Origin of the sequence: Salinivibrio sp. ES.052 (genome assembly GCF_900141775.1) — a bacterium.
GTDB lineage: Bacteria > Pseudomonadota > Gammaproteobacteria > Enterobacterales > Vibrionaceae > Salinivibrio.
In genome coordinates this window covers 805,685-828,692 of the sequence record NZ_FSRI01000001.1, presented here as the reverse complement: position 1 = coordinate 828,692, position 23,008 = coordinate 805,685, and the positions used below count along the sequence as shown (strand labels likewise).

The 23,008-nt window shown below is 50.2% G+C and carries 20 protein-coding genes; 6 read left to right on the top strand and 14 right to left on the bottom strand.

Going from position 1 to position 23,008, the window contains the following annotated elements:
• Positions 1 to 54: 54 nt before the first annotated feature.
• From kdsB to BUQ98_RS03865, 5 genes are read right to left on the bottom strand one after another with little or no spacing between them, the layout of a single operon-like run.
• The gene (gene kdsB / locus BUQ98_RS03885) at positions 55 to 819 is read right to left on the bottom strand and encodes a 3-deoxy-manno-octulosonate cytidylyltransferase (RefSeq protein ID WP_074212583.1); all 765 of its coding nucleotides are present in this window, start codon (positions 817 to 819) and stop codon (positions 55 to 57) included.
• Entirely contained in the window at positions 816 to 998 is a 183-nt protein-coding gene (locus BUQ98_RS03880; protein WP_074212582.1) for a Trm112 family protein, read from the bottom strand. Before BUQ98_RS03880 ends, kdsB begins: the two co-directional genes overlap by 4 nt.
• A gap of 12 nt (positions 999 to 1,010) precedes the next feature.
• Entirely contained in the window at positions 1,011 to 2,003 is a 993-nt protein-coding gene (gene lpxK / locus BUQ98_RS03875; protein ID WP_074212581.1) for a tetraacyldisaccharide 4'-kinase, read from the bottom strand.
• A gap of 3 nt (positions 2,004 to 2,006) precedes the next feature.
• On the bottom strand, positions 2,007 to 3,761 hold the full coding sequence (msbA, locus tag BUQ98_RS03870; protein ID WP_074212580.1) for a lipid A ABC transporter ATP-binding protein/permease MsbA: 1,755 nt from the start codon (positions 3,759 to 3,761) through the stop codon (positions 2,007 to 2,009).
• Positions 3,762 to 3,804: 43 nt separating this feature from the next.
• Complete coding sequence (locus BUQ98_RS03865; protein WP_074212579.1) at positions 3,805 to 6,105, bottom strand: DNA internalization-related competence protein ComEC/Rec2; 2,301 nt, start codon at positions 6,103 to 6,105, stop codon at positions 3,805 to 3,807.
• A 29-nt stretch (positions 6,106 to 6,134) separates the two neighbouring features.
• On the opposite strand from BUQ98_RS03865, the gene BUQ98_RS03860 reads away from it, so the two are divergent.
• Positions 6,135 to 6,692 (top strand): DUF2062 domain-containing protein, encoded by a 558-nt coding sequence (locus BUQ98_RS03860; protein ID WP_074212578.1) that lies wholly within the window; start codon positions 6,135 to 6,137, stop codon positions 6,690 to 6,692.
• A gap of 199 nt (positions 6,693 to 6,891) precedes the next feature.
• Here BUQ98_RS03860 and lolE read toward each other — a convergent pair whose 3' ends face one another.
• From lolE to BUQ98_RS03845, 3 genes are read right to left on the bottom strand one after another with little or no spacing between them, the layout of a single operon-like run.
• On the bottom strand, positions 6,892 to 8,133 hold the full coding sequence (gene lolE, locus BUQ98_RS03855) for a lipoprotein-releasing ABC transporter permease subunit LolE (protein WP_139294626.1): 1,242 nt from the start codon (positions 8,131 to 8,133) through the stop codon (positions 6,892 to 6,894).
• A complete protein-coding gene (lolD, locus tag BUQ98_RS03850) occupies positions 8,127 to 8,816 on the bottom strand; it encodes a lipoprotein-releasing ABC transporter ATP-binding protein LolD (RefSeq protein ID WP_074212576.1) in 690 nt (229 codons plus the stop codon). Before lolD ends, lolE begins: the two co-directional genes overlap by 7 nt.
• Positions 8,809 to 9,996, bottom strand: coding sequence for a lipoprotein-releasing ABC transporter permease subunit (locus BUQ98_RS03845; RefSeq protein ID WP_074212575.1), 1,188 nt, complete (start codon positions 9,994 to 9,996; stop codon positions 8,809 to 8,811). The genes lolD and BUQ98_RS03845 overlap by 8 nt, the downstream gene beginning before the upstream one ends.
• Before the next feature lie 195 nt (positions 9,997 to 10,191).
• On the opposite strand from BUQ98_RS03845, the gene BUQ98_RS03840 reads away from it, so the two are divergent.
• The 5 genes from BUQ98_RS03840 (at position 10,192) to BUQ98_RS03820 (ending at position 16,689) form a co-directional block, all read left to right on the top strand.
• Positions 10,192 to 10,785, top strand: a complete 594-nt coding sequence (locus BUQ98_RS03840; protein WP_074212574.1) for a hypothetical protein — start codon at positions 10,192 to 10,194, stop codon at positions 10,783 to 10,785.
• 4 nt (positions 10,786 to 10,789) lie between these two features.
• Complete coding sequence (gene mfd / locus BUQ98_RS03835; RefSeq protein WP_074212573.1) at positions 10,790 to 14,254, top strand: transcription-repair coupling factor; 3,465 nt, start codon at positions 10,790 to 10,792, stop codon at positions 14,252 to 14,254.
• An 80-nt stretch (positions 14,255 to 14,334) separates the two neighbouring features.
• On the top strand, positions 14,335 to 15,198 hold the full coding sequence (locus BUQ98_RS03830) for a peptidoglycan binding protein CsiV (protein ID WP_254813870.1): 864 nt from the start codon (positions 14,335 to 14,337) through the stop codon (positions 15,196 to 15,198).
• A 261-nt stretch (positions 15,199 to 15,459) separates the two neighbouring features.
• Positions 15,460 to 16,356: a hypothetical protein gene (locus BUQ98_RS03825; protein WP_074212572.1), complete on the top strand. Its 897-nt coding sequence runs from the start codon at positions 15,460 to 15,462 to the stop codon at positions 16,354 to 16,356.
• Positions 16,357 to 16,359: 3 nt separating this feature from the next.
• Positions 16,360 to 16,689, top strand: coding sequence for a hypothetical protein (locus tag BUQ98_RS03820; protein ID WP_074212571.1), 330 nt, complete (start codon positions 16,360 to 16,362; stop codon positions 16,687 to 16,689).
• A gap of 61 nt (positions 16,690 to 16,750) precedes the next feature.
• Here the strand turns inward: BUQ98_RS03820 and BUQ98_RS03815 are convergent, their stop codons facing one another.
• The 6 genes from BUQ98_RS03815 to BUQ98_RS03790 form a co-directional block, all read right to left on the bottom strand.
• Positions 16,751 to 18,139 (bottom strand): DEAD/DEAH box helicase, encoded by a 1,389-nt coding sequence (locus tag BUQ98_RS03815; protein ID WP_074212570.1) that lies wholly within the window; start codon positions 18,137 to 18,139, stop codon positions 16,751 to 16,753.
• A 255-nt stretch (positions 18,140 to 18,394) separates the two neighbouring features.
• Complete coding sequence (locus BUQ98_RS03810) at positions 18,395 to 19,684, bottom strand: NAD(P)/FAD-dependent oxidoreductase (RefSeq protein ID WP_074212569.1); 1,290 nt, start codon at positions 19,682 to 19,684, stop codon at positions 18,395 to 18,397.
• A gap of 294 nt (positions 19,685 to 19,978) precedes the next feature.
• Entirely contained in the window at positions 19,979 to 20,521 is a 543-nt protein-coding gene (ycfP, locus tag BUQ98_RS03805) for an alpha/beta hydrolase YcfP (RefSeq protein ID WP_074212568.1), read from the bottom strand.
• Positions 20,522 to 20,621: 100 nt separating this feature from the next.
• On the bottom strand, positions 20,622 to 21,485 hold the full coding sequence (locus tag BUQ98_RS03800) for a DUF6279 family lipoprotein (protein ID WP_139294624.1): 864 nt from the start codon (positions 21,483 to 21,485) through the stop codon (positions 20,622 to 20,624).
• Between the two features lie 10 nt (positions 21,486 to 21,495).
• A complete protein-coding gene (locus BUQ98_RS03795) occupies positions 21,496 to 22,371 on the bottom strand; it encodes a phosphotransferase (protein ID WP_074212566.1) in 876 nt (291 codons plus the stop codon).
• Positions 22,358 to 22,942 carry a hypothetical protein gene (locus BUQ98_RS03790; protein WP_175566282.1) on the bottom strand — a complete coding sequence of 195 codons (585 nt, stop codon included), beginning with the start codon at positions 22,940 to 22,942 and terminating at the stop codon, positions 22,358 to 22,360. Before BUQ98_RS03790 ends, BUQ98_RS03795 begins: the two co-directional genes overlap by 14 nt.
• Positions 22,943 to 23,008 lie beyond the last annotated feature (66 nt).

Genomic DNA, 23,008 nt, shown 5'->3' with positions numbered 1-23,008 from the left:
TCAGGACGGGACACCTGCCCACAAAAAAGCCGCGATCGTGTCGCGGCTTTTTTATCAGCTCTCATTAGCGCTTAAGTGATGGCGCACGGCCTCTAAGTCAGCTTGTGTATCCACCCCATGCGGTGGGGTTTCTGCGGCAACAGCAACATGGATTTTTTCACCATGCCACAATACACGTAACTGCTCGAGCGACTCTATCTTCTCCAGCGGACTCGGGGTCCAATGGATGTAACGACTGATGAATCCTGCTCGGTAGCCATAAATACCGATATGGCGTAATAAGGCTTGCGGGATCTCTGGAGTATCGGCCTCGAAGTGCGCACGATCCCAAGGGATGGTGGCGCGACTAAAATACAACGCAAACCCTTGCTGGTCGGTCACGACTTTGACCACGTTTGGGTTAAAGACTTGTTCTCTGTTATCGATCGCAACGGCCAATGTCGCCATTGGCGCATCCGCGTGCTGGCTTAGGTTATCGGCTACTTGGCCGATGACAGACGCGGGGATAAGGGGTTCATCTCCTTGTACGTTGACAATAATATCGTCATCCGCGAAACCATATTGCTCCACCACCTCGGCCAGTCGCTCTGTGCCAGACTCATGATCAGCACGCGTTAAGCAGACGTTGCCCCCAAAATCGCGAACAGCCGTTTCAATCCGTTTATCATCAGTGGCAACAATAACCTGACTGGCCCCTGCCGCTTGAGCGCGCTCGTACACATGTTGAATCATGGGTTTGCCCGCGATATCTGCCAGTGGTTTCCCCGGTAGCCGGCTCGAACCAAACCGTGCAGGGATCACCACATAAAATGGGCTCATCCCTTAACCTCGTCCAACGATATCTCTCGTGCTTCAGATTCGAGTAATACCGGAATACCATCTACTAGGGGATAAGCAACCCGATCAAATTTGCAAATCAATTCGTTGTTATCTCGGTTGTAGTACAATTTGCCCTGGCATGAGGGGCAGGCCACAATTTCAAGCAAGCGGTGATCCATAGCGTTCCTTTCTTATTTATTCGCGTTTGTTGTCAAACGTTCGATTTTGGCTAGCACGGCCCGGGCTGCAGCCTCAGGTAAACGCGCTTCTACGGGCAAATACCACCAGTTATCTTGTGCGATCCCTTGGTATTTTACCGCGTCTTTTTCTGTCATCAGTAAATGTTGCCCCTTCTTGGCTAGCCTGTCCAGCTCATCGGCGCTGAGGGTCTGATGATCATTCACGCCTTGACTGTGTACCGGCGTCACGCCCATTTGCTGCAAGGTGGCAAAAAATCGTGGCGGATGTCCAATCCCCGCGACAGCAACGACCGCCGGTAACATGGAGGCGGGACACGTCTGTCCCGTACGAAGGTTTGTCGCCTGTCCCGGGACCAAATGCATGGGCCACTCCTCGCCTTCAGTCGGCCCCCCATTATTCACCAGCATATCGACACTATTCAGGCGATCGACCGACTCTCGTAACGGGCCTAGAGGTAGGTAGTGACCATTACCGAATCGACGCTGGCCATCAATGATCACAATTTCAAGATCGCGATCCAAACGATAATGCTGCATACCATCATCAGTCACGACAATGTCGATGCCTTCTTGCAGTAAGCGTTTGACCGCGTTGCTACGATGAGGATCCACACAGACAGGGACGTTTGTTCGTCGTGTAATCAATACAGGTTCATCACCGGCAATCCGTGGTGATGTGGTTTGGGTAAGCAACAGTGGGTATTCCTCTGACTTTCCGCCATAGCCTCGAGAGACCACACCAGGACGGTAACCCTGGGCTTTAAGCTGCTCCACCAGCCAAATGACAAAGGGAGTTTTGCCGTTTCCCCCTACCATGATATTTCCGACCACAACAACGGGAACGGGAGCACGATAACAAGGTGTCTGACCATTCAAATACTGGCGTCGGCGATAACGCGCAATGATCCCAAATAAGGCACTGAGTGGCTTTAAAAGTGGTGCCCAAAGAGGACGTTGATGGCCAAACCAAAGCTGATCTACCATCGTTTAGTCACCAAATTGAATACGATGTAATTGGGCATACGCGCCGTTGTGCTCAAGCAGTGCTTGGTGACTGCCGCGTTCAACAATTTCACCCTCGTCCACCACCAAAATTTGGTCAGCTTCTTCAATGGTTGATAAACGGTGTGCGATTACAAGGACCGTGCGATCTTTTTGTAGTTCATCTAATGCGGCTTGGATAGCACGCTCTGATTCTGTATCGAGGGCGGAAGTGGCCTCATCGAGGATTAGTACAGGCGCATTTCTCAGCAAGGCTCGTGCAATCGCTAAACGCTGACGTTGTCCTCCCGATAGGCTCACACCATTTTCACCAATCATGGTGTCATAACCGTCATCCAACTCATGGATAAAGTCATCAGCATATGCCAGCTTCGCCGCATGTTCAATTTGCTCACGGCTGTACTTATCGACTGCTGCATAGGCAATATTGTTCGCCACCGTGTCGTTAAACAGGTGTACGTTTTGTGATACCACGGCGACATGCTGGCGCAGATTACCCAGCGTATACTGTTCAATCGGAACACCATCGAGGGTAATTGAACCACTGTCGAGTTCGTAAAAACGGGTCAATATATTTGCGATGGTACTCTTACCCGAGCCTGATCGCCCAACCAATGCCAGTGTTTTTCCAGCCGGCAAGTCAAAGCTGACATGACGCAGCGCTGGCGCTTCACGCGATGGGTAGGTAAAAACCACATCCTCGACATGAATATCGCCATTAATCTGCTCAGCCTCATGGGTACCCGTATCTTTTTCTGTCTCTAATTCCATCAGATTAAACAGGCTGTGGCAGGCAGCCATCCCTCGTTGGAACTGTGAGGTTACATTGGTTAATGACTTTAAAGGACGCATCAAACCAAACATGGCACCGAAAACCACGGCAAAGGTCCCTGCCGTCAACTCTGATCGAATCGCATCAGTGTTTGCTAAAATCAAGACAACCACTAACGCCATCGATGCAATCAACTGGATCACAGGGTTAGCAATCGCTTGAGCCGACACTAACTTCATGGTTTGCTGACGCATACGATTACTGACCTTCTCAAAACGTTTTTTCTCTACGTCTTGACCCCCGTAACTCAATACGACTTTGTGCCCTTTCAGCATTTGCTCAGCTGAGCTAGTCACCGAACCCATTGCATCTTGCATATTTGAGGAAATACGACGAAAACGCTTGGAGACAATGCGAATAGAGATAGCGACAACGGGGGCAATCACCAATAAAATGGCGGAGAGTTGCCAGCTAGACCAAAACATGAGTGCCATCAAACCGAGGATCGACGCGCCTTCTCTCACCAAACTCACTAACGCACTACTGGTCGCCGAAGCGACTTGCTCAGAGTCGTAGGTAATCCTTGATAACAGTGCCCCTGAAGATTCTTGGTCGAAAAAACTCACCGGCATTTTCATAAAGTGGTTAAACATGCGGCGGCGCATGGTCATGACCACATTCCCCGAAACCCAAGATAAGCAATAAGCGGAGACAAAGCTCGAGATACCGCGCACCACCATCAAAACCACGAGATAGACTGGCATCCACTTTAGGAAATCGCCCCCTACATCATCATAAGTAAACCCTTGATCAAGCAGAGGCTTTAGCATGGAGAGCATCAGGGTGTCACTGGCGGCATTCATCACCAATGCAACAATGGCAACAATTAACCCTAACTTGTAATTGGCAATATAGGGCCAAAGTTGCTTGAACGTCTGCCAGGTCGTTTTATCTTGATATTCGCTCATTAAAATCGTTTTGATGTGTAAAACAGACCGGCATTCTACTCTTTTACCGGTCTGCGTCCAAATTTACTGGCCGTCGTTTAAACATCTGGCGGTACCAATAATCACGACGATCTTGGCGCCAGCGTATCAACTGCCACCCCGTATTGACACGCTGCCAACGCACTTGGCCATTGGCTGCCGTATCCAACCAGATCATACCGGCGTTTTGGTACGTGGTGCGTACCTGTGGTGAAGGTAATCGCCAAGGATTGAGCAGCCCTGTCGATGCGACAACCCAATCCGGATTCACCGCTCGAATAAAAGGGCGAGATGACGATGACGTACTGCCATGATGCGGTACCAACATGATATCACTGGCCAATGCTTCCTTATCTGCCAACGACGCCAACAGCGCCAACTCCCCCTTTTTCTCAATGTCTCCCGTGAGTAATACGCTGCGCTCACCGTCAGAAATACGTACCACGCACGAATCATTGTTATCAGCCCGGCTGGCTTGTTCAAGCGGCCATAGCGTTGAAAAATGTAACCCTTGCCACCTCCAGTTCTGCCCTGCCACACAAGCTTGGTAACCGGAGCGTCGTTCACTCGCTCGTCGCCAATGTGGTGAATAGGTGGTTGAAATAAAGTCCGCGCCCCCATCATGGTCACTGTCACCATGACTCAAGATTAAGCCATCAAGGTGTTCAATCTGACGATATGCCAATATGGGAGCAATCACGGCTTGAGCAATACCGCCTACCTGCCAACGATTACCCGTGTCATAAAGTATTGCACGATCGTTTCTGCTAATTAGCACGGCCAAGCCATGACCGACATCCAACACATCCACTTGCCAGTCAGGCCGCTTGGGCTCACGCCAAGCAACCAATGCTACGAGTAAGACCATTAATACACGTCCTGATCGATGCCATCGCCAGCCGGAAAGACCCACCACGAGCACAACAGCAGTTACCGCCCATGCTGAGGATGTCACGGGAACGGTTAGCCAACTCTCAGTCGCATAATCGGCAAGCGCCATCACAGGCCTAAGGCTGGTATTGGCCCACTCCCAGCTCCATTGTGCGGCGCGACCAAACGGCCCAATGGAAAGTATGATCGAGAAAAAGACCAAAGGGACCGTTACCATACCTACCCAAGGCACGGCAATAAGGTTAATCGGTGTCGCAGCTGCACTGATCCCTGAAAACAACGCTAGTTGCAGCGGTAACATGCCGACCAATAGAACCATTTGAATAATAAACAACTGCCAAAATGGCCAAAGCCATTGCCGCCCAAATGAGCGAGCCGACGGGGCCGAGCGGGAAAAGCTATAATGCGCGACACACAATGCCCCGACGGCCGCAAAAGAAAGCCAAAAACTGATCGAAAAGCCAGCCAATGGATCCCGGAGCAACACCAATAGCAACGTCAATTGCAAAAGATTGAAGGGTGAGATCCTGGCACCAAGGCGCTTCGCGACAGAAACCAGCACCAACGCAATCAGTGCCCTCTGAGTAGGTAGTGCAAACCCAGCGAGTGCGGCATAAAGTATCGCGATGCCCATCGCCACATATAATGGCAACCACATAAACAGGCGCTTTTGTGGTAACCAAACACGCGCCCATCGACCCAATTGCCAGCCCACACCATAAGCTAAACCAATATGTAACCCAGAAATCGCCATAAGATGGGCCAAGCCACTGTGTGTCAACGTGTCCCAGTGGGCTGTGGTTAGCCAATCACGAACGCCTAGACTCAAAGCCAAAAGATGAGGGCCAAATGTTAATGGCGATAATACGGGTGTCAGCGTATCGAGTAGCCGCTGACGCCATGTGATGTCTGTCGTTAATTGTGTTGCACTTTTTAGACTGGCTTTAGCATGCATGCGCTGAGCGACATAGTATGCTTCTGCATCAAAGCCTGCCTCATTTAGACGCCCGTACGGGGGTTTAAGACGCACCGCGAGTCGCCAGCGCTCACCTTGCTTCGGATATGGCGCAGATTGCCAATACACGCGGATCCGTGCTGAGCGAAAAGACGGCAATTTGACTTGATTAATTTTATCCACATCAAAAATAATCGCTTGCGCGCCCGAATTCGCAGTAAAAAGGGTGCCCACAGTCCCTGTGATTGTAGTATCCTTTTGGTTTGAAATGATGTGGATCACGTCTGCTTGATACAGGTTTGCGGATAATACAGCCCAAGTGAGCCCTAGCGCGCTCCCAGCAAGCCACCACCAGCGTGTTTTACATCCGAAACAGAACATAATGCATGTAATGATGCAGACCCAAAGCGGCGGTAAACTCGGCCACCAAGGTAGCGATAGCAAAGTGAGAGCCGCTGTTAGCGTAAAGGTCAGCTTCATCGCATAATTTCCAGGTAATGTAAGCAGGTATGCCCAAGAAGTTTTTTCAACGCTATATGCCAAAACGTGAGGCATTGCGCGACAACAAGGCGCTGCGCGTGTTTGGTAGCCTGTTGCATGATCCCAACTTGTGGTGCCTTAATCGGCGCTCTGCATCTGGCGCGTTTGCGGTAGGGCTGTTTATGGCGTTTGTGCCGCTACCTAGCCAAATGATCATGGCCGCCGGCCTCGCTATTCTGTTTGGCGTGAACTTACCCTTAGCCGTGGCCTTGGTTTGGGTCAGTAACCCGATAACCATGCCCGTCCTCTTCTACCTTGCCTATAAACTTGGCACCTGGATGATGAACACCACGCCTTACCCGTTTCACTTCGAGTTATCGTGGCATTATCTTGCAGAACAAATGAGCCATATTGGCCCACCTTTTTTGTTGGGGTGTGTGACCAGTGGGCTAATCTTAGCGGTCTTCGGTTATTTCACCGTCCGGGGCTTGTGGCGCTATTCCGTGGTGAGAAGCTGGCAGAAACGCAAGCTGCGCTTGCCCAAGAAAATCAAAGAAGTGCTTCCCAAACCGAACAAGCCCTCATAATCATCTGCACGTAGACTAATCAACCTTTTTATCTCCGTACAAGTACCGATTTGCGACAGTGCGAGCCAGAATACATGCTAGACAAGAAGTGATGAACGCTAGCCTCGTCTCGGCGAGACAGATCAAAAAGAGCCCGTTTCAAACGGGCTCTTTTTCGTTCAGTGATATGCACAATCTCGTGACTATCAACTAAACACGATTATTTAGCACTGAGCACAGCAGCCGGCTGTAACTGACAAGCGCGACGAGCTGGATACCACGCCGCCAATAAACTAAGCAGAATCGCAGTCGCACTCACCAGACACACATCGGACAGGTGTAACTCACTGGGTAAAAAGTTAATAAAATACACGTCTCCTGACAAAAAACGATGCCCTATCCACTGCTCAACGTGAGACAACATCGCGGTGAGATGACTCGCAATCCCCACCCCCAAGGCACTGCCGATTAAGCTGCCAAGCGCACCGGAAAACAAACCGTACCAAATAAATATACGCCGGATCAGTCGGTCATCCGCACCCATTGTGCGCAATATAGCAATATCCGCAGCCCTATCTTTCACCGACATCATTAACGTTGACACCACGTTAAAGCAAGCGACACCAATCACTAATACCATCACGAGGTACATAATGGCTCTCACTAACTGTATGTCACGATAGAGATAGCCAAATTCACTGGTCCAATCTTTTAAATATACATACGCCGACAAGGTTTGACCCACCTCACGCACAATGTGTCGAGCTTGTAAAACGGGCGAGACCTTGAGAGACACACCGGTGACCGACGCCCCCATATCCATAATGGCTTGTGCATCCTGAAGCCGCATCAATGCCAGTGAATGATCGATCTGCCCCCCCAGACGCAATAGTCCAGCGACTTGCATTCTCACTCGTTTAGGAGCACGTAGGTGCAGACTGCTATCTGTCGCCGGCACCATCACCGTGAGCCAGTCTCCCTGACTGACTCCTAGTTGTGATGCGATACCTTGGCCAAGCACGAGGCTGGATTGACCGGGTTGCAAACTTTCCCACCCCCCATCGATATATTCACCAATACGACTGACGGCTTGTTCGGACATCGGATCCACCGCGCGAATTTGTGCGGGTTTTAAGGCACTACCATGCTCCATCAGTACGGTGAGTTCAACGTAAGGCGCCGCCGCCTCCACCTGTGGATGCTGCTCACTTTGTCTTTGTACTTGCTGCCAGTTATCAATAGGGCCATTAACCCCAAACACTTGCGCATGAGGCACAACTGACAGTACACGTTGATTAAGTTCACGTTCAAACCCGTTCATGGCCGATAAACCAACAATGATCACCATGACCCCCACCGCAATGCCTATCACCGACGAGAGAGAAATAAACGACACTAAGCGATTTCGTTGCCGAGCCCGACTAAAACGACGCCCTATCGCCAAAGATAAGGGCCTCATGATGCCTCCTGAACAACCAGGTTGCCATCTTGCATCATGACTTGGCGATCGAGCTTTGCCGCCAATTCGCTATCATGCGTGACCACTAAAAAGGCAATGTCATGCTTCGCGTTTAGCTCTCGCATCAAGTCATAGATTTCCAACGCCGTCGCATGGTCTAAGTTACCCGTTGGCTCATCGGCTAATACTAGCTTCGGCTCATTCACCAGCGCACGTGCAAACGCCACACGCTGACGCTCCCCTCCGGATAATTCAGAAGGACGATGGCTAAGTCGATGCCCAACCCCCACCGCTGTTAACATCGCAGTGGCTTGCGCAGATGCCTCTTTATGACTGACTTTGTTGATGAGCAGAGGCATCATGACATTTTCCAGTGCCGTGAAATCCGCGAGTAGGTGATGGAATTGATAAACAAACCCCAACGTTTGATTTCGCAGAGTAGCTTGCTGGGTCGCTGACATTGCACTCACCAACTCATCCTCGATCCACACATCCCCTTCGCTCGGCGCATCAAGCGTCCCAAGCGTATGTAATAAGGTGCTCTTGCCCGAGCCGGATGAGCCCACAATCGCCACTAGCTCACCCGGCGCAATGGTCAGTGACACCTGGTTTAACACACACGTCGACAGCCCGCCTTCTTGATAGGTTTTACTGACACGGTGACAGGACAACAAAGATTTACTCATAACGCAGTGCCTCAGCAGGGTGAACAGATGCCGCTTTAAACGCAGGAAATAAGGTCGCCAAAACACTTAGCAATACAGCTAAGCTTAAAACCATGGCCACATGAAAAGGATTAACCACCACGGGTAATGCCAAGCCGTCACCCAACAAATTTACACCAAAAACAGCCATAATTTCATTGATATAAAAAGAACAGAGCACACCGAGCAAACCACCCACCGCTGCGCCCAACACCCCACTTAAACTGCCTTGAGCAACAAAGACAGCAACAATGTCTCGATCCTGCATGCCTAGGGTTTTTAGAATGGCCACTTCTGATTGCTTCTCCATCACCACCATAATAAGCGCAGAAATAATGTTAAACGCCGCCACAATAATGATCAGGCTTAGCATCAAACTCATCATGTTTTTTTCCATTTTTACCGCTTGAAAGAGTTCGCCACGCCAACGGCGCCAGTCTGTCCAAGTCGCAAGATCCGCCTTCTGTTTCAGCTGGGTGATGGCAAAGGGGTCATCGAGAAACAGACGTAAGTCGTTAGCTTGAGCCGGTGCGATACCACTCAGCCTTGCCACATCGTCAATATTGGCAAGCATTAACTGGCTATCGACGTCCGTACCAGTATGAAAAATTCCGGCAACAGTAAATAATCGCTGCGCGGGGATCCGGCCAATGGGCGTAAAACGACTGGCGCTCGTCACCATGACTCGGACTGAGTCACCCATACGTAACTGCAGTTCAGACGCCATACTGCGGCCAATCATCAGCTTGTAATCCCCGCTGCGCAGCGCCGATATATCGCCTTGTAATAGGTGCGAGGCCAATGGCTCATTCGCCTCTGGATCAATGCCCTCAAGCAAGCCAGCACTCAAACCTGTTCGGCTCTGAATCACCGCGTCAGTGGTTTGTATCGGTGCCGTATCCATAACATGTGGCCATTGCGCTATCGATGCCTGAGACGGCTCTGACTGGCCATTAGCGATAATAACATGGGGTAACACCCCTAATATTCGGCCTTTGAGTTGAGCTTCAAAGCCATTCATCACGGACGACACAGTGATCAGCGCCAACACGCCAATCGCGATCCCCGCGGTGGACATTGACGAGACAAAACGCCCAAAGCGATCGGCTGATCGGCCACGTAGATAACGCAGGCCAATAAACACCGACAAAGGTTGATACATAGCGCACCTAGCTGATTGTTTTGATTCGCTGCAAGCATACCTGTCCAATAGATGCTCGCCAAGTTAACCGCTGCATTTAACCCGAGATGACAACCAAGACACAAGTCCCGCCCGATGAAGAAAGTGTCTATAACCTTTACCTCTCGCGACGGGTGCGTGATAATCATTAATACAACTGCAATGTAAGGCACAGTGATGAGCCAAGACGAATATTTTTCTGTGCGAGCGGCAATTCGTATTAATGTTGAGCCACTCGCAGATAATCAACCGCAGCCGGACGCGGATGGATTTATGGCAGAGATCCCTGCGCCATTTCGCTTAGCCAGCCAATGCGGCCAGCTCGACGCCGATGTAGAAAAAGACTTACATGCTGTCGAACCAGATAACGCCTCAGCATTGTTCCGCGTTTTACAAGCACAAAACGAAAAAATCACTCTGATGATGGGCTACATGCTAAGTCATGAAGATCATCCCTCTCATCGCTTTATTACTCATGCTTTTGGGGCCAGTAGCTTTTCATATCTTAGCCAACCACCACTAGAAATCGGGGCTCACGCCCGTGTGAAGATCTTTCTCGATTATCCACCCACAGCAATCTACTGCTATGGCGTGGTTACCGGATGTGAGCCGCATGCTGACAGCGATAAAAATCAGCCAAAACATTTGATCCAAATCCAGTACACACGGTTACTGGAAGAAGATCGAGATACGCTCATTCGTGCCGCCTTACATCATCAGCAAAAACTCCTAAAAAAACGCGCACAAAACCGAAAACAATCAAGCAGTTAAACTCATGACCCAACAACCTCTTTACGCATTCACCCTGCCAACGGGGCCAGGCGACGTTAAACAACTCGGTAATCTATCAGGGGCAGCCTTACCGCTCGCCATTGCCACCCTTGTCCAGCAGCACACCGGCCCGGTTTTTCTATTGGTGCCTGATAACCAAACGGCCGTCCGATTGCAGCCGGCGATCCGTCAATTTACCCAAGGCCATTGCGATCTGTTCCCTGATTGGGAGACCTTGCCTTACGACAGCTTTTCCCCACATCAGGATATTATATCGGCGCGCCTATCCTGCCTGTATCAATTGCCGCATCAGCAAACTGGAGTTTTAATCGCACCAGCAAGCACCGCACTGCAACGGGTGACGCCCAGACAATTTTTGCACCAACATGCATTAATGGTGAAAAAAGGCGATATCCTCTCGCTTGAAAAGCTGCGCGATCAGCTCACTGATGCTGGGTATCGCCATGTTGATCAAGTCATGGAGCACGGTGAATTTGCTAGCCGCGGCTCAATTCTTGATTTGTTCCCAATGGGAAGCGACGAGCCTTATCGCATTGATTTTTTTGACGATGAAGTCGATACCATTCGCCAATTTGACCCTGAAAACCAGCGCTCAACCGGTGAACTCACGCAGATCCAATTACTGCCAGCCCATGAGTTTCCCACTGACGATGCCGCCGTCGAGTACTTTCGCGGCCGTTTCCGTGAACACTTTGAAGCACGGCGAGAGCCTGAATCCATTTACCAACAAGTCAGTAAAAAAACGTGGCCCGCTGGCATTGAATATTGGTTACCACTGTTTTTTGAGCAAACAGAAACCTTGTTCGACTATTTGCCCGACAACACACTGGTGTTATCGGTTGGCGATATTGATGCGGCTGTCAGCCACTTTCAAGCAGATGTTGCCACTCGCTATGACCAGCGCCGCGTCGATCCTCTTCGTCCACTGCTTCCTCCAGATGCGCTATGGCTGAGCAAAGACACACTGTTCGCCACACTCAAAAACTACCCACGCTTAAAGCTTGAAAGTGACAGCGTCACTGAAAAGGTAGGGAGAGAGAACCTTGATATCTCGCCACTGCCATCACTAACCGTGAATCATCAGGCCAAAGAGCCGCTGGCCGCATTGCGCCAATTTAGCGAATCATTTAGCGGCAATCTGGTTTTCTCGGTCGAATCAGAAGGTCGTCGTGAGGCGCTGCTTGATCTGCTTGCGCAAGCGAAAATCCGCCCTATGGTGGCCAGCAGTTTACCCGAAGCACTATCACAATCCGGCCGCTTTAGCTTAATCATTGGGCCCGTGGATCAAGGTTTCATCGATAACCAGCGCCAATTTGCACTCATTTGCGAAAGCGACATGTTTGGTGAACGCGCGGTACAACAACGCCGCCGGGATAAACGCAAACAAACCGTCAGTAATGATGCGGTGATCCGCAGCTTGGCAGAGCTCAAGCCAGGCCAACCAGTGGTGCATTTAGAACATGGGATTGGACGTTATCAAGGGTTGCAAACACTCGAAGCCGGTGGCCTAAAAACCGAGTACATGACTCTCGAGTACCGACAGGGAGCCAAATTGTATGTCCCAGTTGGTGCACTCCATTTAATCAGCCGCTATTCGGGTGGAGCGGAAGAGTCTACGCCATTACATAAACTGGGCGGTGAAGCGTGGGAAAAAGCCCGCCGTCGTGCAGCAGAAAAAGTCCGTGATGTGGCCGCCGAGCTTCTTGATGTTTATGCCAAACGAGAAACCAAGCCCGGCTTTGCCTTCAAACACGATAAAGAGGCCTATCAATCGTTCCGGGCCACGTTCCCGTTTGAAGAAACAACGGACCAGTCACAAGCTATCAATGCCGTGCTTTCAGACATGTGCCGTCCTATCGCCATGGATCGCTTGGTCTGCGGTGATGTGGGCTTTGGCAAAACAGAAGTGGCCATGCGAGCGGCATTCCTTGCCGTCAATAATAGCAAGCAAGTCGCCGTTTTAGTCCCGACCACCTTGCTCGCTCAGCAGCATTTTGAAAACTTTAGAGATCGCTTCGCTAACCTACCTGTGCGCGTGGAAGTACTGTCGCGCTTTAAATCTGCGAAAGAGCAAAAGGCCATCTTGGCCGATTGTGCTGAAGGTAAAGTCGATATCTTGATTGGAACCCACAAGCTGTTGCAGTCGGATGTCTCCTTACGGGATCTCGGCTTACTCATCGTGGATGAGGAACACCGTTTTGGCGTTCGTCAAAAAGAGAAAATCAAAGCCATGCGTGCCAATGTTGATATTCTCACGCTCACCGCCACCCCCATCCCACGGACACTCAACATGGCGATGAGCGGGATGCGTGATCTGTCGATTATTGCCACGCCGCCTTCACGTCGCTTAGCGGTGAAGACGTTTGTCCGCGAACGCGAAGACAACCTGATCAAAGAGTCGCTGCTGCGCGAAATCATGCGCGGTGGGCAAGTGTACTTTTTGCACAATGACATTGATACGATAGAGAAAACGGCTAACGACATCAGCGACATGATCCCCGAGGCACGGGTATCCGTTGCACATGGTCAAATGCGAGAGCGTGAGCTGGAAAAGATCATGAGTGATTTCTATCACCAAAAGTACAATGTACTGGTGTGTACCACCATTATCGAAACCGGCATTGATATCCCTTCGGCCAACACCATTATCATTGATCGCGCCGATCACTTTGGCTTGGCGCAGCTCCACCAATTGCGTGGCCGTGTTGGCCGTTCGCACCACCAAGCCTATGCCTATTTACTGACGCCACACCCAAAACGCATGACGAAGGATGCGGTTAAACGACTCGAAGCAATTGCATCACTCGAAGATTTGGGGGCCGGTTTTACCCTCGCGACCCAAGATTTAGAAATACGTGGTGCCGGGGAATTGCTGGGAGATGAGCAGAGCGGTCAAATCCAATCCATTGGCTTTACCCTTTATATGGATATGCTAGAGCAAGCCGTTGAAGCTTTAAAAGAAGGCAAAGAGCCAAGCCTCGATGCCCTGCTCAACGAGCAAACCGATATTGAGCTACGTCTCCCTGCGCTCTTGCCCGATGACTATATTCCGGACATTAATATGCGCTTGTCGATGTACAAACGTATCGCCAGCGCGAAATCCAACAATGATATTAATGAACTCCAAGTGGAGCTCATCGATCGCTTTGGATTGCTCCCGGATGCCGCCAAAAATCTACTCCATATCCAGCAACTCAAGATACGCGCTGCCAGTTTAGGGGTGAAAAAGATCGAAGCCAGCGAACGCGGTGGCATGGTGGAGTTCCATGATAACGCGCAAATTGATCCCGGATTTTTGGTTGGGCTGTTACAATCACGCCCAGACAAATTTAAATTCGATGGACCAACTAAAATAAAGTTTGTGGAATCCCTTACCGATCGCCGGGAGCGAATGAACTTTATTGATGAGCTGTTGACTCAATTTTCGAGCCATCAGTTAGTCGCCTAGCGCGTCTGCAAATCAGGCTTTTGCCAAACCAAAGTGACAAGCGACACCCTCATCGCTTGTCACTAAAAATGGAGTAACCAGTGAGAAATCATCAACGCCCCACTAAAGATTGGCGCTCAACCACAGGCCTTAAAGGACTTATGGTGTTATTGCTGCTTTCATTAAGCCAACCGGTTTGGGCCAAACGGCTTTATGATGTCGAGCTTATCGTCTTTAAGCGCAATCAAGATCCTGCCAGTGTGCAAGAGAACTGGCCACCGCAAGCCGAAGCGCTCAAGGTACAAAACGCGATCTCGGTGACGCGCCAACGTGCACTACAAAGTGCTGGCTTAACGCCGCTACCAAAGAGCCAATGGCAATTAAATAATGCCTACAATAAACTCGCCAACCATGCCGGTTTTACTCCCATGGTTCACGTCGCTTGGCGCCAAGATGACAGCGGTCGTTCAGCGCTGCCCTTATTACGCGTAACGGCAGGACAAGACTTCAGCGATCGCTTTTATACCGACGGGACCCCTATCAAAGCCCGCCCTCAGCCGGACAAAACAACATCTGACGGTTTAACAAAGGCAAGTTGGGAAGAAGAAAACTTATCAGCGCCCTCTTCTGCGACTCAGGGATTATTTGAACTGGATGGTACATTGCGCGTGTACGTTCAACACTATTTGTTTGTCGAAGCCGATATGATCTTGCGCCAACCCAGTGAACGTCGAGCCCTCGTTGAAGGCATTATTGACATGCCGTTACAAACAGCGGACGCGCCAGTTAATCAGAACGAAGAGGTTCAAGTTGCGGGTCTGCAAAAAGTACAGAAACAGTACCATATTGAGCGTTTTTTACAGCCTTATGGCTTTACCCACAAGCGCCGGATGCGCAGTGGTGAGACCCATTATTTGGATAACCCCATGATGGGAATGATTATTCAAGTACGTAAAGCAAACTAGCCACACCAACGGATGCCTGATAACCGCCTTGTCGCCCACTGCGATGACAAGGCGTTTTTTATACCCCTCACTTTTATGTAATAAATAAAGAAATCAATTTCACCACTTGTTGCTATTGATGCCACATTCAATAAAAAGCCTTTCTTTGCATTTATAATCACCACGCAGCAGCCACACTTCATTAAGTTTTATTGATCTGTGGATGATCGCACTAACATGAAAACACCTTTTCCCTCTGCACTGACAAGATTTCGTTGTCTTATGATGGTTGCCGCTTTCATCATCTTGGCAGGATGCACATCCCTGTCATCGAAGCAACGGGTCAAAGACTATGCGACGCAGGCAGTCAGCGTCCATCACGCCTTAGCATCTGTCTACCGCTCTGCGGAACAAGCGCGTGTCGACGCCATTCTATCGCGCGCAGTACGCGATGGGATCCCGGCTTCCGATCTCGCCATCACGGCCATTGAACATTCGGGGCAACAACAAGCCCTAACCGATCTGACTCGCTACGCCAATCTCCTCTACGCACTGGCATCAGACGGGCACAATGCGCGAATCGACCAGGAGGCTGAGCAATTACATGACACCCTGACCTCTCTCACCGATAACCCTTTTGTTCGTGATATAGGAGGGATTGAAGAAGCCGATATCTCAATCGTCTCAACCGGCATCAATGCGCTCGGCCGCGCATTGACCGAAACGTCTCGCCATCGACAGTTACGTGCAGTCATGGAGGCGGGGCAACCGGTGATACAACAAACCATTGCTCGCCTGCGGCAAGATCTACCGCATTGGCAAATGGCCACGCGGGTGGCTTTGAATCAAGCCTTATCGATTCGTATGCAACTGCTGAACAATCCAAATCGCTGCCAGCAAAGTCACGAGACGCGCTGTGTCACTCTGCATACCTCTTATGATCAGCGACTTAAGGCGTACCATCATGGCTATCTCATCAAGCAAAAGCTACTCGGGCTGGAAGCCCACTTCGCACGACTAGATCTTGCCCTCTCGGATTATGTGGTAATGCATGACGCTATCATTGCCTCGCTCACGCTCGATAACACGGCTTCCCGACAAGGGGCTCGTCGTGCCATTGCGACCACCAAGCGTCACCTCGATGCGCTCAAAGACTTTCAAAAACCGTTGGAGGAGTAAGCCATGAGCCCAAAAGAAGCGAGCTATCATCTGCTTAAAGCTAATTACGACAGCCTCGATCGCTTTTTAAGCCGAACGCTTGTTGGGCCACAGTTGGTGCCATTACAACAGAAAAGGGAACAGCTGGGTGAGCGGCTCTACGATTACCATACGGCCATGATTGCCGCACACAGCGAACAACTTGAGCATGATATCCACGCATTAGATCGCCTTATCGCCCATGCACGCCAAGCACAAGTAGTGATCGATGAGGCAGAAGAAACCATTGAGTACGTGGCGAAGGTTGGTGATGCCATTGATAAGGTATTGGCGCAACTGGCTAAGGTGATATAAGACAAAAAAACCGGCTAAAAGCCGGTTTTTTCTATTTAACCATCAGCAAACAGACACCGCATTATGCGCTGCTTTTCGTACCCGATGGGCGAGCGCGACGTGGTTTATTGTCTGAATTCGCATCGCTGCGCGATCGCGACGTGTTGCCAGAGCCCGGCTTGCCACCACTGGGTTTATCGGTATGGCGGCGATTTTTGCTCATCGGCTTATGCCCACGCGCTTTCTCACCTGAGCGTTGTCCATCTTGATGCTGAACGTGCTTCTTCGGTTTTTTCGGCTTCAGGGGTCGCGTATCTAACTTAGACTCCGGCAGTGGATTAGCCACCGGGAACCCTTCAAGGCTAAGGCGCGGTAAGACTTGCTTGGTCAGACGTTCAATCGCAAACAAATCTTTGGCTTCATCGGCACAGACCAAGGAAATTGCATGGCCAACCGCGCCTGCACGACCCGTACGCCCAATACGGTGGACATAATCTTCCGCGACATGAGGCAAATCAAAGTTAACCACTTGCGGTAGCTGCGCAATATCGATGCCACGCGCGGCAATATCGGTCGCGACGAGCACACGTACATCACCGGTTTTGAATTGCTCTAACGCTTTGGTGCGCGCGCCCTGGCTCTTGTTACCGTGAATCGCAGCAGCTTTGACGCCGTACTCATCTAAATAACGAGACAGACGATTGGCACCATGCTTGGTTTTACTAAAGACCAACACTTGCTGCCAGTTATTGTCAGCAATGAGTGATAAGAGCATCGGCGCTTTTTGTTTTTTATCGGCTGGATAAATACATTGCTCAACACTGGTCGCCGCTTGGTTAGCTGGGTTAACCGAAATTTCTACCGGGTTGTTAACCATGCCTTTAGCAAGCTGACGGATCTCATCCGAGAAGGTGGCTGAAAACAATAAATTTTGACGTTTAGCCGGCAAAGCAGCCAAAATCTTACGGATATCACGAATAAAGCCCATATCCAGCATGCGGTCGGCTTCATCCAGGACTAATACTTCAAGCTGCGAAAAGTTCACTGCATTCTGATTATACAGATCCAATAGGCGACCCGGCGTGGCCACGAGGACATCAGCCCCTTTACGCAGTTTCATCATTTGCGGGTTGATTTTCACCCCGCCATACACCACCAAAGATGTCAGTGGCGTATATTGACTGTATTGTTCAACGTTTTTATGAACTTGTGCTGCTAACTCACGCGTTGGCGTTAAAATCAGGGTACGAACGTGGTTAGGACGCGCGCGTTTACCCGCTTGTAAACGCTCTAAAATGGGTAACGTAAACCCAGCGGTTTTACCCGTCCCCGTCTGTGCTGCAGCCATCACATCTTGGCCTTCAATCACCGCGGGAATCGCTTTAGCCTGAATCGGTGACGGTGTGGTATAGCCTTGCTCTTGCACAGCTTTAAGTAGTGGTGCAGATAATCCTAAAGAGGAGAAACTCATCAATTGATCTCAATAAATAAAAAAATGTCGCCACGCGTAGACACCCTACCCGTCGCTTAGGGGCATGAATATCAATATCGTTGTATGAGGAAAACTCGGCGTTCAGGAGGGTTGCTCTAGAAGTGATATCAATAATCTTGATTGCGGCGCCATTGTGACGACTTTCGCCCCATTGAGCAACCATTATCGCATAAGCACTGCCTTACAAAGAAACCGGGGACAAGCCCCAGTTTCGAGGAAGGCGTGTTATCGTCTCTAGTGTAGCTTCAAGCTTGGGCGTAAAACACGGTTAATGCGCCCGACCAGCATCATCAAGCCGGTTTTCACATAACCATGTAACGCAATTTGGTGCATTCGATACAACGAGATGTACACCATACGTGCAATGCGCCCTTCGATCATCATTGATCCTTTGGTCAGATTGCCCATCAAGCTACCCACGGTCGAGAAGCGGCTGAGTGAAACCAAAGAGCCATGATCTTTAAATACATACGGCTTTAGTTCACGTCCATGCATTTTGGCAACGATATTGCTGAAACAACGGCTGGCCATTTGATGCGCGGATTGTGCGCGTGGTGGTACTTTACTGCCGTCTTCTTGCGTGCACGCCGCACAATCACCGAGCACAAAAATGTCATCATCTCGGGTCGTCTGTAGTGTATTTTTCACTTCCAATTGATTAATGCGGTTTGTCTCAAGGCCGGCAATATCTTTTAGGAAATCAGGTGCTTTAATTCCCGCGGCCCACACCATGATGTCAGCATGAATGCGTTCACCCGATTTGGTTTCTAGGCCATCTTCATCCGCTTTCACCACAAAGGTGTTGGTTTTCACCGTGACCCCTAGCTTTAATAGCTCTTGATGCGCCGCGCTAGAAATTCGCGGGGGGAGTGCCGGCAAAATACGCTCCCCAGCCTCAACCAAGGTGACATTAAGTTTAGAGTTATCCAAATCACGGAAGCCATAGTTGCGCAACTCTTTGATCGCATTATGAAGCTCTGCCGACAGCTCAACGCCGGTTGCACCCGCACCCACGATGGCTATATCAACACTGCCTTCTCCGTGTTTCGCGTGTAATCGCATAAACTCATTGTTCATTTCACGACGAAAACGGTGAGCCTGCTTGGGGTTATCCAGGAAGATGCAATTATCACGGACCCCTGGGGTGTTAAAGTCGTTAGAGGTTGAGCCAATCGCCATCACCAAGGTGTCATATTCAAGCTCACGCTCTGGCATCAATAGATCGTTATTTTCATCGTACATAGGCGCCAAGGTAATCACCTTACGCTCACGATCGATATCCCATAGAGTACCCATTTGAAAGTCAAAGCCATGATTTTTCGCATGAGCGCGATAACTTAGTGCGTCGACGCCTTCGTCCATCGACCCCGTTGCAACTTCGTGCAACAAGGGCTTCCATAGATGGCTACTGTTTTTATCGACTAAAGTGATCTCAGCACGGCGTTTGCGGCCCAAGGTTCGACCCAGCTTGGTAGCAAGCTCTAAACCCCCAGCGCCTCCACCGACAACGATAATTTTGGTCACTTCTACATCCTTACCCTAATTAAAAAAACAAAGGCTAGCCGCACGATGGCGACTCGCTAAATGGGGTCTTTGTCAGTCATGAACAAAGCCAGTCATTAACAAACTTTGTCAGTCACTAACAACATAAGTTGTGTTACTGCGTGTGGTTTATTGCTGTGTTGTTCGTCATCACGCATGCTTATTTTGCCGTAAAATGGCGGCCACTTCGACCCTTGTCTTCGTTTTATGACAGGATTTAATGTAGGAAAATAACAACAAACGCTCGTAACAAAGGCCTCATTACGAGCTCAATGATTAAGCGGACTGTTTGAATTGAGCAATCGCTTGCAAGTGAGGAGAGAGGTTTTTAAATTTATGCGTTTGTGATTCGTCCCAACAAACCGGATAAAACGGAGAGAGTAAATGATAACTCCGCTGGCTATCCAGCACCTCATCCTCACGTGATAGAATAACGAGCGCACGTTGTTGATTACGCTGACGAAAATCCGTGACGCATTTGGTCGCAATATCCTCATATTCTTCAGGACGATCGATTTTCCCCTGCATGTTTTCATAAGGGTGTAAGTTTGGATTAATGATCACCTGCTTCACCCCACACAGGAACCCAACGCGCTCTGCCCAATAACCGCCGAGGCCAACGCCACATACGAGCGGATTAGGATCTCGGCTTGCATCGATCTGCGTTTGCACCTGTTTGAGTAAGTGCTGCATGTCATGTTTGGGGTGAAGTGTGCTGTAGTTGATCGTACGAACGTCGTCATCAACAAATTGTAATTGAAGCACTTTTTCGTGGTTGCCTGGGCTGGTGGCGTCAAAGCCATGCAGATAGATGATCATAAGCTGTCCTTGCTAGTTCGGCTGAGAAGGTTACGCCCTCTATCAATAGCATAGCTGCTTGAATGCAAAAATGAGCAAGATCACCCTAGGGGCGATCGGGTTATTTTTGCTCCGCCATCTCTTGCAACCGAGATTCCCACTCCTGTAACTCCTCCATCAAATGCAAACGCTGATCGTCATTCAAACTTTTATCCAATCTGAGCAGCCAATCTAGCCGGCGAGATCGATAAATCGCCATATCCGTCTGAGTCCCTTTACCACCACGCCAAGCGACCAGATCGTCCACCCATTGATAGAGTTGGGTATCCAAATCATCCTGTTGACGGTTTTCTATCAAACCAAATAGACGCGCTTGTAACTGCTCACGCACTTTGATGAAAGTCGGCATAGCACGTTGTTGATATTCGGCCATCTCTACATAAAAAGGCATTTGGCTATCTTGTGTATGCCCCACCCAACGCTCAGTACGCTCTTCAAGCTCTTCTTCTTGGTCTGACAGCCATGATTGCGGTGATTCCTCGTCACGCCGAGCCTGTGCGTCTTCAATTTCTTCTTTTAAAAACTGGGTTAACCGCTCAGCTTGGCGATCATCAAGGCTTTGTAGTAGGCGTGTGGTGGCTGGCACCATTTCATTCAAGGTGGCTTGTAGTCGTGCCTTGAACGCAGTTTGGTGGTCTCGCAATTGATCCCAGGTCTGATGCTCGGTGCTTTGTGCCGCTAATAACCCTAACTGCTCTGCCAAGCGAGGCAACTCGTGCGTCCGGTGCCATTGTTGGATAGCATCGAGATCCGCTTTTACATGACGCGACTGCGTGGGTGTTAAGTGGATGATATCGTCGAGATAATAGTGGCTCCAAAAAGGCAAGGTATTATAAGCCAACTCAGTCGTGCACCCAACGAGTAGCAACAGACAGCCCACCAGCCATCCGATTCGACAACGTCGACAGCGCTCTTTGTCCATCATTCTCTCCTTGTTATGCTTTAGCTTGCCCCTCAGCTGAGAGCTGCTCATAAAGCGCATCAGCGGCCTCTTTATACGCAGGCAGCCCATAGAGTTTTGCGCCTACCTCATACCAGCATAGCGCCAAATAATCGGTAAAAGGCAACCATGCATTCACGCGGGCCAGTGTATGACTCACATTGTCGATATGCCGAATCATGCAATATTGCTCGACCACGGCGTCTGGCACCTCACCATTCGCACGACAGAACAAGGCAATATCGAGATGGGCATCTGCCACCCGCGCATACTCCCAATCCAGCACACATGGTGTTCCGTCCTCCGCGATCACAACGTTGTAAGCCCCTAAATCCATGTGGCATACAACTTTTTCCTCTCCCTTTGGTGAAGGATGCTGCTGTAATACCCAGCCTTTTAAGGCGTTCAATCGTGATCTCACGCTCGCAGACAACTGCGTCTCATAATGGGCACATTGCGCCTCGACGGGCGAACGCTCTAAATCAGTAGGCAGATTATGTATACGTGCTAAAAGGTGAATAAGGATCGATTGATGGTCACCGTCTAGATCGGAAAGCGGCTCTCCAGGCACCCAGGGCACAAGCAACCCTTCGGGGAGTTGAACAATCGGTCGGCGGGCTAAACCATTCTTGGCGGCTAACGATTGCGCTTGCGCCTCGCGAGTGCGATCAATCGCGAACGCATCAACCGCACCGCTATTTGGCCGCCACACGGTTTGGCCACCGAGTGTGTCCGTTAAGCGCAAACAACGGTTCGTCAGGCCAGAGGCAAGCGGCTCTACCAAGGTGATCGCTACCGATTCACCGTAATAACGAGTGAGTGCTGCCGCTAGCCGATGCTCAAGGGCTAACGACCAATCAGCGACTGACAAACCGTTCCGCGTCCTGCCATGCGATCACGCCTGAATGTAAGTCCATTAACTGCAAGTGCAGACGATACGGGCCCTTTCCAGAAAGTTTTCCACTGAGTTGGTACTGCGCCCCCAGCATCCGGCCATATTGCACAACGGTGGCGGGGTCCACTAGCGTTTGGTTCTGCCCTAACCCCAAAGACTGCCGTACGGCCTGAATTCTAGCCTCTGGGACGGGCGTTATTCGGCCAGAGCTGACCAAACCGGCCTGTAACTGCTCTGAATAAGCCGGGGTTGGAAAATAGGTACCACTCACGTTTTGAATTGACTGAACCAACGTCACTGGCGATCCACGTAACGGGTCACTCGCAAGCAAAGAATCAACCGCCGCACGCATTGCATGGTCCATATTATCATGCAGCACCTGTGTCTCTAATGTTGCGGGTGGCCTGTTTGATTCAGGCAGCGGCTCAACCGACTGATGACGTGGCGCACATCCTGCTAATGCCAGTAATACTGCCGCGACTAAAAGTTGAGGTAAGCGTACTCGGCATAACGTCATGATGCCGTGATGTGCAGCAGTGATGCTCATACCTGTCATATTTTCCTTCATTTTATCCCCGCGTCAGCGTCCCATCGATTGAGCACTCTCCATGAG

Bases quoted from the DNA above. Each gene is read 5' to 3' on its own strand.
- kdsB (WP_074212583.1), bottom strand. From the start codon at position 819: ATGAGCCCATTTTATGTGGTGATCCCTGCACGGTTTGGTTCGAGCCGG.
- BUQ98_RS03880 (WP_074212582.1), bottom strand. From the start codon at position 998: ATGGATCACCGCTTGCTTGAAATTGTGGCCTGCCCCTCATGCCAGGGC.
- lpxK (WP_074212581.1), bottom strand. From the start codon at position 2,003: ATGGTAGATCAGCTTTGGTTTGGCCATCAACGTCCTCTTTGGGCACCA.
- msbA (WP_074212580.1), bottom strand. From the start codon at position 3,761: ATGAGCGAATATCAAGATAAAACGACCTGGCAGACGTTCAAGCAACTT.
- BUQ98_RS03865 (WP_074212579.1), bottom strand. From the start codon at position 6,105: ATGAAGCTGACCTTTACGCTAACAGCGGCTCTCACTTTGCTATCGCTA.
- BUQ98_RS03860 (WP_074212578.1), top strand. From the start codon at position 6,135: ATGCCCAAGAAGTTTTTTCAACGCTATATGCCAAAACGTGAGGCATTG.
- lolD (WP_074212576.1), bottom strand. From the start codon at position 8,816: ATGAGTAAATCTTTGTTGTCCTGTCACCGTGTCAGTAAAACCTATCAA.
- BUQ98_RS03845 (WP_074212575.1), bottom strand. From the start codon at position 9,996: ATGTATCAACCTTTGTCGGTGTTTATTGGCCTGCGTTATCTACGTGGC.
- BUQ98_RS03840 (WP_074212574.1), top strand. From the start codon at position 10,192: ATGAGCCAAGACGAATATTTTTCTGTGCGAGCGGCAATTCGTATTAAT.
- mfd (WP_074212573.1), top strand. From the start codon at position 10,790: ATGACCCAACAACCTCTTTACGCATTCACCCTGCCAACGGGGCCAGGC.
- BUQ98_RS03825 (WP_074212572.1), top strand. From the start codon at position 15,460: ATGATGGTTGCCGCTTTCATCATCTTGGCAGGATGCACATCCCTGTCA.
- BUQ98_RS03820 (WP_074212571.1), top strand. From the start codon at position 16,360: ATGAGCCCAAAAGAAGCGAGCTATCATCTGCTTAAAGCTAATTACGAC.
- BUQ98_RS03815 (WP_074212570.1), bottom strand. From the start codon at position 18,139: ATGAGTTTCTCCTCTTTAGGATTATCTGCACCACTACTTAAAGCTGTG.
- ycfP (WP_074212568.1), bottom strand. From the start codon at position 20,521: ATGATCATCTATCTGCATGGCTTTGACGCCACCAGCCCAGGCAACCAC.
- BUQ98_RS03800 (WP_139294624.1), bottom strand. From the start codon at position 21,485: ATGATGGACAAAGAGCGCTGTCGACGTTGTCGAATCGGATGGCTGGTG.
- BUQ98_RS03790 (WP_175566282.1), bottom strand. From the start codon at position 22,942: ATGAGCATCACTGCTGCACATCACGGCATCATGACGTTATGCCGAGTA.